Source organism: Streptomyces sp. NPDC104371 (assembly GCF_055583785.1).
Map to the genome: position 1 here is coordinate 1 of NZ_JBVJNF010000005.1, position 13,773 is coordinate 13,773.

Genomic DNA, 13,773 nt, shown 5'->3' on the forward strand with positions numbered 1-13,773 from the left:
CACGGTAACGTGTGGAGGTGACCGGTACTAATAGGCCGAGGGCTTGTCCTCAGTTGCTCGCGTCCACTGTGTTGGTTCTGAAACCACGAACAACCTTATTGCTGGTTGTCTGTTTCATAGTGTTTCGGTGGTTATAGCGTAAGGGAAACGCCCAGTTACATTCCGAACCCGGAAGCTAAGCCTTACAGCGCCGATGGTACTGCAGGGGGGACCCTGTGGGAGAGTAGGACGCCGCCGAACAATACTTCAGAGCTGGTCCCCGAACTTCGGTTCGGGGACCAGCTCTTTTGCGTTTCCCGTCACTTCGCGTTCACCACGGCCCGTCAGCATCCCAGTCATGGGTACTGCTCGAATGCTCAGGGCCGCAGGTGTCGGTGCCGGTGACGAGGTCATCGTTCCGGCCTTCGGGAACAGCGAGTTGGCCGAGGCCGTGATCCTGACGGGTGCGACACCCGTCTTCGCCGACATCGACCCGGTGACGTACTGCCTCGACCCCGTCGCCGTCGAGGCCGTGGTGACCGCGCAGAGCGCAGCCGTCCTCGTCGTGCACCGCTTCGGGCGGCCGGCCGATGTCGCGCGGCTGCACGAGGTGGGGCAGCGGCACGGGCTTCTGGTGCTGGAACAAGGGGAGTCGGCGGCACCGTACGCCGAGGTGGCACAGCGCCGGGAGCGAGCCGGCTACCTCGACCGGCGGCTGCGGGGCGTGCGCACACCCGAGAGCAGCGGCGGCCACACCTACCAGCAGTACGTCGTACGGGTGGCGGGCAATGGGCGGCCCGACCGGGACGCGTTCGCAAGAGCCTTGCGGGCCAAGGGAGTTGACTGCCAGGTTCCGGTGCGGACCCCCGTGCACCGACTGCCGGGATTCCGCCGCGAGGTGTCGTTGCCCGAGACCGAGCGAGCCGCCGACGAGACGCTCGCGCTGCCGGTGGAGGCGACGCTGACGCGGCGTGAGATGAACAGGATCGTCTCCGCGTGCAACGCGCTGGGCGGACTGCTGCGGCCCGCGCTCTGAACCGCTGTTCACAGTTGGGAGCACACGCCAGTTCGGGGTATGCTCTATTCCGTTGCCGCGAGGGAGACCTCGAAAGCGCAACAGGCCCCTATAGCTCAGTCGGTAGAGCGTCTCCATGGTAAGGAGAAGGTCAACGGTTCGATTCCGTTTGGGGGCTCAAGCAAAAGGCCTCGCCCATCAGGGCGGGGCCTTTTCCGTTTCCCCCGTCCGTCGCGTTTCCTCAGTCCGGCAAAAGGCCCGGTACGCGCATCGCGAGAATCGCCATGTCGTCCGACGGGGCATCCGAGGCGAAGCGTTCGACCGCGCGGCTGATGCGGGCCGCCACCGCGCCCGCCGTCAGACCCGTACAGGTCGTCAGCACCTCCGCGAGACCGTCGTCGCCCAGCATGCGCGTGCCCTCGCGGCGCTCGGTGACGCCGTCCGTGACGCACAGCAGGACGTCCCCCGGATCGAGCGTCAGCGCCTGCTCGTACAACTCCAGGTCCTCCATGACACCGAGGAGCGGCTGCGGTTCGGCGGCTGCCTCCACCGAGCCGTCCGGGCGCAGGCGCAGCGGCAGCGGATGGCCCGCGCAGACCACCTTCAGGTTCGCGCTGCCGTCCTCCTGCGGCCACAACTCGCCGTAGAGAAGCGTCAGGAAGCGGCTGCGGGGGCCCTCGTCGAGGATCGCGGAGTTCAGGCGCTCCAGGACCGCGGGGCCGCTGTAGCCCTCTCTGGCCAGCAGCCGCAGGGCGTGCCGGGCCAGGCCCGTGACCGCCGCCGCCTCCGGGCCCGTACCGCAGACGTCGCCGATGGCGAAGCCGTACGCGCCGTCGTGGATCGGGAACAGGTCGTAGAAGTCGCCGCCGACCTCGTTGCCCTCACCGGCCGCGCGGTAGATGACCTCGACCTCGACGCCGTCGACATGCGGGTGTTCCGGTGGGAGCAGGCTGCGCTGAAGGGACTGGCTGATGGCGGTGCGCTCCGAGTACAGCCGGGCGTTGTCCAGGGCCAGCGCGGCCCGGCGGCTCAAGTCCTCGGCCAGTTCCAGGATTTCCTGGCGGAAGTGTTCGTCGGCGGGCTTGCCCAGGGTCAGCATGCCGATGACGCGGTTGCGGGCGACCAGGGGGAGGACGACCGTCTCGCCGCCCACCGCCGAGGCCGTCGCCTGCGTCGTACCGAGGGCGGAACCGTCGCCCGGGGAGTGCTCGCCCAGGCCGAGGCCCCGCCACGAGGTGCGCAGGGCCGCCTGGCGGGCCGCCTCCGCCGGGGCCGCCCAGACGCGGGCGCCCGGGGTGGGGATCGGTTCCGGTGGCGGGATCTTGGACAGCAGTTCCTTGAGGCCGTCGATGCGGTCCTCGTCCTCGTGCAGCACGTACGAGAGGTAGGGCTCCGATGCCTGGTCGGCGATCGTGTACACCGCGCACCAGGTGGCCAGGGTCGGGATGGTCATCTGGGCCATCAGCGCCAGCGTCTGGTCGCGGTCCAGGGTGCCCGCCAGCAGGTCCGAGGCCTCGACGAGGAAGCTCAGCGAGCCGCGGCGCAGCCGTTCCAGCTCGCCGAGGCGGGCCGACTCGACGGCGAGCGCGATGCGGTCGGCCGCGAACTGCAGGCGCAGCGCCTCCTCGTTGGAGTAGCGGGAGGGTGCCTCCGCCGCGACGCCGAGGGAGCCGGTCAGGCGGCCTTCCACCTTGAGCGGGACCGTCACCACCGAGCGCATGCCCGTGCCGCCCAGTAGCGGGACCGCGCCCGAGGCGGCCGTCAGGTCGTCGTGGACGGCCGGCATCCGGGCCGAGCCGTAGCGGCCGGGGCCCGCGTCCACGGGCACGCGGGCGAAGCGCTGGCGGGCGGAGGGCAGGCCGGTGGAGGCGCGGACCTCCAGTTCCGTCTCGTCGTCCGTGGCCAGGAGGAGGAAGGCCGCGTCGCCGTCGAGGATGTCGCGGGCGCGTTCCACCGTGCGCTGGAGCAGGCCGTCGAGGTCGTCGGGGGCCGGGGATCCGATGAAGAGTTCGAAGGGGTCCGCGGTCTGGCCGTCCGTGGTGCTCGCCGAGTCGGGGGCCGGTGCGCGGGGCGGGGTCTGGAGCACGGCGCGTTCGTCGTCGCGGACGAGCAGGCAGACCGTGGACGGTTCCCCGGCCGTGTCGCGGACGCGCAGATGCGAGGCGTAGACGGGGATCACCCGGCCGTCGGCGCCGCGGATGCCGTAGCTGCCCTCCCAGCGGGAGAGCCGGAGCGCCTCGGCGATGCCCGTGCCGGTGCCGGGGGTGTGCGGCCAGGCCGCGAGGTCGGTCAGGGGTTTGCCGGTGACCTGGTCGGCGGCGTATCCGAAGAGTTCCTCCGCGTCCTCGTTCCACGCGGACAGGCTGCCGGTCCGGTCGATCTGGAGGACCGCGACGCGGACCCGGCCGTCGGTGAGCGGGAGCAGTTCGGTGGGCAGGGAGGGGCCTGCCGCGCGGGTGCCGACCGGGCGTTCGGGAAGGTCGAGCCGGAACCAGACGCGCTTGTGCGTGGGGGTGTACTCCACGCCCCAGTGGCCGGCCAGGGCGGCGCAGAGCTGGAGGCCGCGTCCGCCCTCGCGGTCGGGGCTGCCCATGCTGACGGCGGTCGTCTGGAGCGGGATCTCGCGCTCGGGATAGCGGTCGGCGACCTCGATGCGTACGCCGTCGTCGCTGCGCAGGCACAGCACTTCCGCGGAGGTGCCCGCGTGGACCACGGCGTTCGTGACGAGTTCGCTGGTGAGGACGACGGCGTCGTCGGCGACGTCGGCGAAGCCCCAGCCCTGGAGCGTGTCGCGGACGAAGGAGCGGGCGGAGGCGACCGCCCGGCCGACGGGTTCGAAGCGGGCGGACGCGCGCGCGGTGACCTCGCAACGGCTTCTCGGTTCCTCGGCGTGCGTGGTCCCGGGTCCTGTCCACTCCTGCCGAGGCAGTGGTTGACGGCCCGTGTCCCGGGGATCCTGACGTGGTCCCTCGGGATGCAGTTCGGTGGTCATGGTGCGGCGCCCCTCCGATGCCTGCCCGCTCGTGCGTGTGCCACCGCCCAGGCCGGTCGGACCGGTGCGGCTGGACAGCCGCATGCAAGGTTACTTACCTTCGCCGTCCGGGCCGATGCCGGACGCCGGTGTTTACACCCGGAGTGTGTGCGGACCGTGTGCGAAGCTGCCGAACTGTTATGGCCGGGTTCAGGCAGGGTGAAACACTGGGCAAGCTTCCAGAGAAGGTGCGGGCAGCCCACGTGCCTTCCGCCACACCGGGCGGGAGTATGCGCACGTGCCTGGTCAACCGGGCAGATGTACGCAGAGTTGAGCGGTGCGCCCGGCCGTACCGCTGAGCACGGCAGTGATGGTCGACCCCTGCGGGAGGGACACAGTGGAGTCTGGCGCAGCGACGCGGGGCACGAAGACGCGCGCGAAAGGCGGACGGTCCCTGAGTAACCAGCGCACGGCACGCAAGGGAACCACCGAGGTGGACACGGCGGCCCTGAACCGGCTGCTGGCCGCTCTCTCGGCGATGCGGGACGGCAACTTCCGCAGGCGGCTGACGGTCTCGGGCGACGGGGTGATGTCGGAGATCGCCGCCGCCTTCAACGAGGTGGCGGACCGGAATCTGCATCTCACCAGCGAGTTGGCGCGGGTGCGGCGCATGGTGGGGCGCGAGGGCAAGCTCGCCGAGCGGCTGGAGACGGGGGCCAGTGAGGGCTCCTGGGCCAGCGCGATCGAGGCGTCCAACGCGCTCGTCGACGATCTCGTACGTCCGGTGTCCGAGGTCAGCCGGGTGCTGTTCGCGGTGGCCGAGGGTGATCTGTCGCCCCGGATGGAGCTGCGGACCCAGGGGTCGGAGGGGGCGGGGCAGCCGCTGCGCGGGGAGTTCCTGAAGGTCGGGCGCACCGTCAACAACCTGGTCGATCAGTTGTCGACGTTCACCGACGAGGTCACGCGGGTGGCCCGTGAGGTGGGTACGGAGGGCAAGCTGGGCGGGCAGGCCCGGGTGCGTGGGATGTCCGGTTCGTGGAAGGACCTCACGGACTCGGTCAATACGATGGCGTACCGGCTGACGGCGCAGGTGCGGGACATCGCGCTGGTGACGACGGCGGTCGCGAAGGGCGATCTGTCCCGCAAGGTCACGGTTCAAGTCGCCGGTGAGATGCTGGAGTTGAAGAACACCGTCAACACGATGGTGGACCAGCTCTCGTCGTTCTCCTCCGAGGTGACGCGGGTGGCCCGCGAGGTGGGCACCGAGGGTGAGCTGGGCGGGCAGGCGCAGGTCCCCGGGGTGGCCGGGGTGTGGAAGGACCTCACCGACTCGGTGAACCTGATGGCGGGCAATCTGACCGCCCAGGTGCGCGGGATCGCGCAGGTGACGACGGCGGTCGCCAGTGGTGATCTGTCGCAGAAGGTGACGGTGTCGGCGCGTGGCGAGGTCGCGCAGCTCGCCGAGACGATCAACCAGATGACCGAGACGCTGCGGACGTTCGCGGACGAGGTCACGCGGGTGGCCAACGAGGTCGGCGGCGAGGGCAGGCTCGGCGGGCAGGCGAACGTGCCGGGCGCGGCGGGTACCTGGAAGGACCTCACGGACTCGGTCAACACGGTCTTCCGGAACCTGACCACGCAGGTGCGGGACATCGCGGCGGTCACCACGGCTGTGGCGAACGGTGATCTGTCGCAGAAGGTCACCGTCGATGTGGCCGGTGAGATGCTCGAGTTGAAGAACACCGTCAACGGGATGGTGGACCAGCTCTCCGCGTTCGGTTCCGAAGTCACGCGTGTGGCGCGGGAGATCGGGGTCGAGGGCGAGCTGGGCGGTCAGGCGCAGGTGACCGGCGCGGCGGGTACGTGGAAGGACCTCACGGACTCCGTGAACACCGCGTTCCGCAATCTCACGGGTCAGGTGCGCAACATCGCCCAGGTGACGACGGCCGTGGCGAACGGCGATCTGTCGCAGAAGGTCACCGTGGACGTGTCCGGTGAGATGCTCAAGCTGAAGAACACCGTGAACACGATGGTGGACCAGCTCTCCTCCTTCGCCGACCAGGTCACGCGTATGGCGCGGGACGTGGGCACGGAGGGCCGACTGGGCGGTCAGGCCGTGGTGCCGGGTGTCAGCGGCACCTGGAAGGAGCTGACCGACTCCGTCAACTTCATGGCGGGCAACCTCACTTCGCAGGTGCGGCAGATCGCCCAGGTGACGACGGCGGTGGCGCGCGGTGATCTGTCGCAGAAGATCGATGTGGACGCGCGGGGCGAGATCCTGGAGCTGAAGAACACCATCAACAACCTGGTGGATCAGCTCTCCGCGTTCGCCGAGCAGGTGACGCGGGTGGCCCGTGAGGTGGGTACGGAGGGCCGCCTCGGCGGTCAGGCGCAGGTGCCCGGCGTGGCCGGGGTGTGGCGTGATCTGACCGACTCGGTGAACGGCATGGCCGGCAACCTCACCACGCAGGTGCGCAACATCGCGCAGGTCGCGACGGCGGTGGCGCGCGGTGATCTGTCGCAGAAGATCGATGTGGACGCGCGGGGCGAGATCCTGGAGCTGAAGAACACCATCAACACGATGGTCGACCAGCTCTCCAGCTTCGCCGAGCAGGTGACGCGCGTGGCGCGCGAGGTGGGCACCGAGGGCATCCTCGGCGGGCAGGCCGAGGTGCAGGGGGTCTCGGGAACCTGGAAGGACCTCACGCAGTCGGTGAACTTCATGGCGAACAACCTGACCAGTCAGGTGCGCAACATCGCCGAGGTGACGACCGCGGTCGCCAAGGGAGATCTGTCCAAGAAGATCACCGTCGACGCCAAGGGCGAGATCCTCGAACTGGTCACCACCGTCAACACGATGGTCGACCAGCTCTCGTCCTTCGCGGAGCAGGTGACGCGCGTGGCGCGTGAGGTGGGCACCGAGGGCATCCTCGGCGGCCAGGCACACGTTCCGGGTGTCACCGGCATCTGGAAGGACCTCAGCGACAACGTCAACCTGATGGCCAACAACCTGACCATGCAGGTGCGCAACATCTCCCAGGTCGCGGCGGCCGTCGCCAACGGCGACCTGACGCGGACGGTGACGATCGAGGCGCGCGGCGAGGTCGCGCAGCTCGCGGACACGTTCAACACCATGGTGAAGACGCTGAGTTCGTTCGCCGACCAGGTCACCAAGGTGGCCCGTGAGGTGGGCACGGACGGCATCCTGGGCGGGCAGGCGCATGTCCCGGGCGTGGCCGGTACGTGGAAGGACCTCACCGAGTCGGTGAACCAGATGGCGTCCAACCTCACCGGCCAGGTGCGCAACATCGCCATGGTGACCACCGCCATCGCCAAGGGCGATCTGACCAAGAAGATCGACATCGACGCGCGCGGCGAGATCCTGGAGTTGAAGAACACCATCAACACCATGGTCGACCAGCTCTCCTCCTTCGCCGAGGAGGTCACGCGGGTGGCGCGCGAGGTGGGCACGGAGGGTCAGCTCGGCGGCCAGGCGCGGGTCCGGGACGTCGACGGCACCTGGCGTGACCTGACCGAGTCGGTGAACGAGATGGCCGGGAACCTGACCCGGCAGGTCCGCGCGATCGCGCGCGTGGCGACCGCGGTGACCCGGGGCGACCTCAACCTGAAGATCGACGTGGACGCCTCCGGCGAGATCCAGGAGCTTCAGGACTACATCAACAAGATGATCGCCAACCTGCGCGACACCACGATCGCCAACAAGGAGCAGGACTGGCTCAAGGGCAACCTCGCGCGTATCTCCGCGCTGATGCAGGGGCGCCGGGACCTCGCGGACGTGGCCTCGCTGATCATGAGCGAGCTGACGCCGGTGGTCACCGCGCAGCACGGCGCGTTCTTCCTCGCCATGCCGCTGGTCGACGGCAAGGACCTGGGGTCCGCCGCGGAGGACGCGTACGAGCTGCGGATGCTCGGGTCGTACGGGTACTCGATGGGCTCCATGCCGACGTCGTTCCGGCCGGGGGAGGGGCTCATCGGGACGGCCGCCAGGGAGCGGCGCACGATCCTGGTGGACCGGGCGCCCAGCGGCTATCTGAGGATCTCCTCCGGGCTCGGAGAGGCGCCGCCCGCGCAGGTCATCGTCCTTCCGGTGCTCTTCGAGGGGAAGGTGCTCGGCGTCATCGAGCTGGCGTCCTTCACGGAGTTCACGCACATCCAGAAGGACTTCCTCAACCAGATCGCCGAGATGATCGCGACGAGCGTCAACACCATCTCCGTCAACACCAAGACCGAGGTGCTGCTGCGCCAGTCGCAGGAGCTGACCGAGCAACTGAGGCTGCGCTCGGAGGAGTTGGAGCAGCGGCAGAAGGCCCTTCAGGCGTCCAATGCCGAACTGGAGGAGAAGGCGGCGCTGTTGGCCCGGCAGAACCGCGACATCGAGGTCAAGAACACGGAGATCGAGGAGGCGCGGCAGGTCCTGGAGGAGCGCGCCGAGCAACTCGCCGTCTCCATGCGGTACAAGAGCGAGTTCCTGGCCAACATGTCGCACGAGCTGCGGACGCCGCTCAACTCCCTGCTGATCCTCGCGAAGCTGCTCGCGGACAACGCGGAGGGCAATCTCTCGCCCAAGCAGGTCGAGTTCGCCGAGACCATCCACGGCGCGGGCTCCGATCTGCTCCAGCTCATCAACGACATCCTCGATCTGGCGAAGGTCGAGGCGGGCAAGATGGACGTGTCCCCGACGCGTATCGCGCTCGTCCAGCTCGTCGACTATGTGGAGGCGACGTTCCGGCCGCTGACCGCGGAGAAGGGTCTGGACTTCTCCGTACGGGTCTCGCCGGAGCTGCCCGCCACGCTGCACACCGACGAGCAGCGGCTCCTCCAGGTGCTGCGCAACCTGCTGTCCAACGCGGTGAAGTTCACCGACACGGGCGCCGTCGAGCTGGTCATCCAGCCCGCGGGCGGCGATGTCCCGGTCGCCATCCGGGAGCAGTTGCTGGAGGCGGGCTCGTTGCGGGAGCCGGACGGCGAGATGATCGCGTTCTCCGTGGCCGACACGGGCATCGGCATCGCGGCCGGCAAGATGCGGGTGATCTTCGAGGCGTTCAAGCAGGCGGACGGCACCACGAGCCGCAAGTACGGCGGTACGGGCCTCGGGCTGTCCATCTCGCGGGAGATCGCGCGGCTGCTGGGCGGCGAGATCCACGCGCAGAGCGAGCCGGGACGCGGGTCGACGTTCACCCTGTATCTGCCGCTGCACCCGAGCGAACTGCCGCCGCAGGGCTACGCGCAGCTCACGTCCGACGGGGAGGCCTACGAACTGACGGCGGTCGACACGGAGTTGTCCGTGCTGGACATCGAGACGCCGTCCGAGGTGAAGTCGTACCAGGCGACCCAGAACGGGCCCGCGGCGCTCTTCAGGCGCCGCCGCAGGGCGGTCACCGCGGGCACACGGCGCGGCGGCGAGCAGGGCGGCGAGCGACAGGAGCAGTGGGCCGAGGACCGGGAGGTTACGGCGCAGCCGCGGCAGAGCGTCCGGTTCGACTGCGAGAAGGTGCTCATCGTCGACGACGACATCCGCAACGTCTTCGCGCTCACCAGCGTGCTGGAGCAGCACGGTCTGACGGTGCTGTACGCGGAGAACGGCCGGGAGGGCATCGAGGTCCTGGAGCAGCACGACGACGTGGCGGTCGTCCTGATGGACATCATGATGCCCGAGATGGACGGGTACGCCACGACCACGGCGATCCGGCGGATGCCGCAGTTCGCCGGGCTGCCGATCATCGCGCTGACGGCCAAGGCGATGAAGGGCGACCGGGAGAAGGCGATCGACTCGGGCGCCTCCGACTATGTGACCAAGCCGGTCGATCCCGATCATCTGCTGTCCGTGATGGAGCAGTGGATGCGTCAGGAACGGCGGGAGGTCTGACCGTTGTCGCGACATCGCTGACGCACTGTGTCCGCGACGGGGAGGAATCGCGGTGCGCGGGGAACCTTCTGGTCTTCCGCCACGTTCCTGCTACGTGCACAGTGACATCGCGGTGACAGGGTGTGGTGACAGGCGGGGTGCGGCTACGATGACCGGCACAAGGGCGGGCGGCGCAAGGGAGTCGCCCCCCGGGGCGGCAGACGGTGGCGCCGCCTCGAATCCTGCGGACAGGGGCGGCCCCAAGCCGGGGCGAGGAGGGCGGGCCATGGTGCAGAAGGCCAAGATCCTCCTGGTCGATGACCGGCCGGAGAATCTGCTGGCGCTGGAGGCCATCCTCTCCGCGCTCGATCAGACGCTGGTCAGGGCATCGTCCGGGGAGGAAGCGCTCAAGGCGCTGTTGACGGACGACTTCGCGGTCATTCTGCTGGACGTCCAGATGCCGGGTATGGACGGTTTCGAAACCGCCGCGCACATCAAGCGACGGGAGCGGACCCGTGACATTCCGATCATCTTCCTGACCGCCATCAACCACGGTCCGCATCACACCTTCCGCGGCTATGCGGCCGGTGCGGTGGACTACATCTCCAAGCCGTTCGACCCGTGGGTGCTGCGCGCGAAGGTCTCGGTGTTCGTCGAGCTGTACATGAAGAACTGCCAACTCCGCGAGCAGGCCGCCCTGTTGCGGCTCCAACTGGAGAGCGGCGGCAGGTCCGCAGTGGGTGAGGGCAAGGAGTCGGTGGGTCTCCTCGCCGAACTCTCCGCGCGGCTCGCGGCGGTCGAGGAGCAGGCCGAGGCGCTGTCCAAGCAGCTCGACGACGACGCGGCGGGCGCGGCGGCGGTGGCGACCGCGGCCCATCTCGAACGCAAGCTCGCGGGCCTGCGCAGAGCGCTGGACGCGTTGGAACCGGGCACGGGCAGCGGCACCCCGCAGGTACCGTCGCAGAACTGACGGGCCGTCGAGCAGGGGGAGTTGTTCTCGCGCGCTGCCCTGTCCGCCGTACGGCGCACCGGCCGTGAGTGCACGTCAGTTTCATGCCGCTCACCGGGCGACACGAACGGGTGAAGCAGGAGGCACACGTGTCCCCTGCCCCCTCCACCGGTAACCTCACACTCATGGCCCCACGTCCCGCTGCCAAGAAGTCGCCCGCGAAGAAGGCGACCGCTCCGAAACCGGCTCCGGCGCGCAAGGCCCCCGCGAAGAAGGCCGCCGCGAAGAAGACGGCGCCCGCCAGGAAGGCGGCGGCCAGGAAGCCCGCCCCCGCGCCGGCGCCCAACCCGACCGCGGGCGTGTACAAGCTCGTACGCGCCCTGTGGCTCGGCGTCGCGCATGCCGTCGGAGCGATGTTCCGCGGCCTGGGGCGGGGTGCGAAGGGGCTCGATCCGGCGCATCGCAAGGACGGCATCGCGCTCCTGCTGCTCGCTCTGTCCCTGATCGTCGCCGCGGGCACCTGGGCCCATCTGCGCGGCCCGGTCGGCGACCTCGTCGAGATCCTGGTGACCGGGGCCTTCGGCCGCCTCGATCTGCTCGTGCCGCTCCTGCTCGGTGCCATCGCCGTGCGCCTGATCCTGCACCCGGACCGACTGGACGCCAACGGCCGTATCGTCATCGGCCTGTCCGCGCTCGTCATCGGCGTGCTCGGCCAGGTGCACATCGCCTGCGGGGGACCCGCCCGCAGCGACGGCATGCAGGCGATAAGGGACGCCGGGGGGCTCATCGGCTGGGGCGCGGCGACCCCGCTGACGTACACCATGGGCGACGTCCTCGCCGTACCGCTGCTCGTCCTGCTCACGTTCTTCGGCCTGCTCGTGGTCACCGCCACCCCCGTCACCGCCATCCCGCAGCGGCTGCGGCAGCTCGGTCTCAGGCTCGGGATCGTGCACGACACCCGCACCGCGGACGACGAGCGCTACGACGAGCAGTGGCGCGAGGCGCTGCCCCGCTCTCAGCGGCGCGGGCCCACCGAGGACGCCTACGACCCCTACGATCCGGACGCCGCCGAGCAGGAGGCGCTCGCGGGGCGTCGCAGCCGTCCCCGGCGCGCCGTGCGGCAGCCCGACCCGGGCCGGCGGATGGACGCGGTGGACGTCGCCGCTGCCGCCGCCGCGGCGCTCGACGGAGCCGTGCTGCACGGCATGCCGCCCTCCCCGCTCGTCGCCGACCTCACCCACGGGGTGAGCGTCGGGGAGAACGAGCCGACCACGCCGACGCCGGTACCGGCCGCGCGCCCGCAGCAGGACAAGCCCGCGGCCAAGGCGGCGGTGCCCGATCCGACCAAGGCCGCGGTGCCCGACTTGACGAAGGCGGCTCCGGAACAGCCCCGCGATCTGCCGCCCCGCGCCGAGCAGCTCCAGTTGTCCGGCGACATCACCTACGCCCTGCCCTCGCTCGACCTGCTCACGCGCGGCGGACCCGGCAAAGCGCGCAGCGCCGCCAACGACGCCGTCGTCGCCTCCCTGACCAACGTCTTCAGCGAGTTCAAGGTCGACGCGGCCGTCACCGGCTTCACCCGCGGTCCGACGGTCACGCGGTACGAGGTGGAGCTGGGCCCCGCCGTGAAGGTCGAGCGGATCACCGCGCTCACCAAGAACATCGCGTACGCCGTCGCCAGCCCCGACGTACGGATCATCAGCCCGATCCCCGGCAAGTCCGCGGTCGGCATCGAGATCCCGAACACCGACCGCGAGATGGTCAACGTCGGTGACGTACTGCGGCTCGCCGACTCCGCCGAGGACGACGATCCGATGCTGGTCGCCTTCGGCAAGGACGTCGAGGGCGGCTATGTGATGCACAGCCTGGCCAAGATGCCGCACATGCTGGTCGCGGGAGCGACCGGCTCCGGCAAGTCGTCCTGCATCAACTGCCTGATCACCTCGGTCATGATGCGCGCGACCCCGGAGGACGTGCGCATGGTCCTGGTCGACCCCAAGCGCGTCGAGCTGACCGCGTACGAGGGCATCCCGCACCTGATCACCCCGATCATCACCAACCCCAAACGGGCCGCCGAGGCGCTCCAGTGGGTCGTACGGGAGATGGACCTGCGCTACGACGACCTCGCGGCGTACGGCTTCCGGCACATCGACGACTTCAACAAGGCGGTCAGGAGCGGCAAGGCCAAACCGCCCGAGGGCAGCGAGCGCGAGCTCCAGCCCTACCCGTATCTGCTGGTGATCGTCGACGAGCTGGCCGACCTGATGATGGTCGCGCCCCGGGACGTCGAGGACGCGATCGTGCGCATCACGCAGCTCGCGCGTGCGGCCGGTATCCATCTGGTGCTCGCCACACAGCGGCCGTCCGTGGACGTCGTCACGGGTCTGATCAAGGCGAACGTGCCCTCCCGGCTGGCCTTCGCCACGTCCTCGCTGGCCGACTCGCGCGTCATCCTCGACCAGCCCGGCGCCGAGAAGCTGATCGGCAAGGGCGACGGGCTCTTCCTGCCGATGGGCGCGAACAAGCCGACGCGTATGCAGGGCGCGTTCGTGACCGAGGACGAGATCGCGGCCGTCGTCCAGCACTGCAAGGACCAGATGACACCCGTCTTCCGGGACGACGTCGTCGTGGGCGGCCAGAAGAAGAAGGAGATCGACGAGGACATCGGCGACGACCTCGACCTGCTGTGCCAGGCGGCCGAGCTGGTCGTCTCCACCCAGTTCGGGTCCACCTCGATGCTCCAGCGCAAGCTGCGCGTCGGGTTCGCCAAGGCCGGACGGCTGATGGACCTCATGGAGTCGCGCGGCATCGTCGGCCCCAGCGAGGGGTCCAAGGCGCGTGACGTGCTGGTGAAGCCCGACGAGCTGGACGGGGTGCTCGCCGTGATCCGCGGGGAGTGAGCCTCAGTCGTGGCGGCGGCCGTCGCGGGGAGCCGCAGTCGTGGCGGCGGCCGTGAACGGCTCGTCGTGACCGACTCGTAAGGGGGCGTCGAG

General features: G+C 69.6%; 5 protein-coding genes, 1 tRNA gene and 1 rRNA gene. 6 read left to right on the forward strand and 1 reads right to left on the reverse strand.

Annotated features, from left to right (window positions below; all coding sequences use genetic code 11):
- Positions 1 to 123 precede the first annotated feature (123 nt).
- From rrf to ACZ60T_RS17165, 3 genes are all read left to right on the forward strand, one after another.
- Positions 124 to 240: ribosomal RNA gene (gene rrf, locus ACZ60T_RS17155) — 5S ribosomal RNA — on the forward strand.
- Between the two features lie 112 nt (positions 241 to 352).
- A complete protein-coding gene (locus ACZ60T_RS17160) occupies positions 353 to 1,015 on the forward strand; it encodes a DegT/DnrJ/EryC1/StrS family aminotransferase (protein ID WP_365624043.1) in 663 nt (220 codons plus the stop codon).
- A gap of 84 nt (positions 1,016 to 1,099) precedes the next feature.
- A tRNA-Thr gene (locus tag ACZ60T_RS17165) sits at positions 1,100 to 1,172 on the forward strand.
- 63 nt (positions 1,173 to 1,235) lie between these two features.
- On the opposite strand, the gene ACZ60T_RS17170 is transcribed toward ACZ60T_RS17165, so the two are convergent.
- A complete protein-coding gene (locus tag ACZ60T_RS17170) occupies positions 1,236 to 3,986 on the reverse strand; it encodes a SpoIIE family protein phosphatase (protein ID WP_469666597.1) in 2,751 nt (916 codons plus the stop codon).
- 376 nt (positions 3,987 to 4,362) lie between these two features.
- On the opposite strand from ACZ60T_RS17170, the gene ACZ60T_RS17175 reads away from it, so the two are divergent.
- From ACZ60T_RS17175 to ACZ60T_RS17185, 3 genes are all read left to right on the forward strand, one after another.
- A complete protein-coding gene (locus ACZ60T_RS17175) occupies positions 4,363 to 9,852 on the forward strand; it encodes a HAMP domain-containing protein (protein ID WP_365623981.1) in 5,490 nt (1,829 codons plus the stop codon).
- Between the two features lie 265 nt (positions 9,853 to 10,117).
- Positions 10,118 to 10,801 (forward strand): response regulator, encoded by a 684-nt coding sequence (locus tag ACZ60T_RS17180; RefSeq protein ID WP_365623979.1) that lies wholly within the window; start codon positions 10,118 to 10,120, stop codon positions 10,799 to 10,801.
- A 164-nt stretch (positions 10,802 to 10,965) separates the two neighbouring features.
- Positions 10,966 to 13,680 (forward strand): DNA translocase FtsK, encoded by a 2,715-nt coding sequence (locus ACZ60T_RS17185; RefSeq protein ID WP_469666598.1) that lies wholly within the window; start codon positions 10,966 to 10,968, stop codon positions 13,678 to 13,680.
- The last annotated feature ends 93 nt before the right edge of the window (positions 13,681 to 13,773 follow it).

Bases quoted from the DNA above. Each gene is read 5' to 3' on its own strand.
- ACZ60T_RS17160 (WP_365624043.1), top strand. From the start codon at position 353: ATGCTCAGGGCCGCAGGTGTCGGTGCCGGTGACGAGGTCATCGTTCCG.
- ACZ60T_RS17170 (WP_469666597.1), bottom strand. From the start codon at position 3,986: ATGACCACCGAACTGCATCCCGAGGGACCACGTCAGGATCCCCGGGAC.
- ACZ60T_RS17180 (WP_365623979.1), top strand. From the start codon at position 10,118: ATGGTGCAGAAGGCCAAGATCCTCCTGGTCGATGACCGGCCGGAGAAT.
- ACZ60T_RS17185 (WP_469666598.1), top strand. From the start codon at position 10,966: ATGGCCCCACGTCCCGCTGCCAAGAAGTCGCCCGCGAAGAAGGCGACC.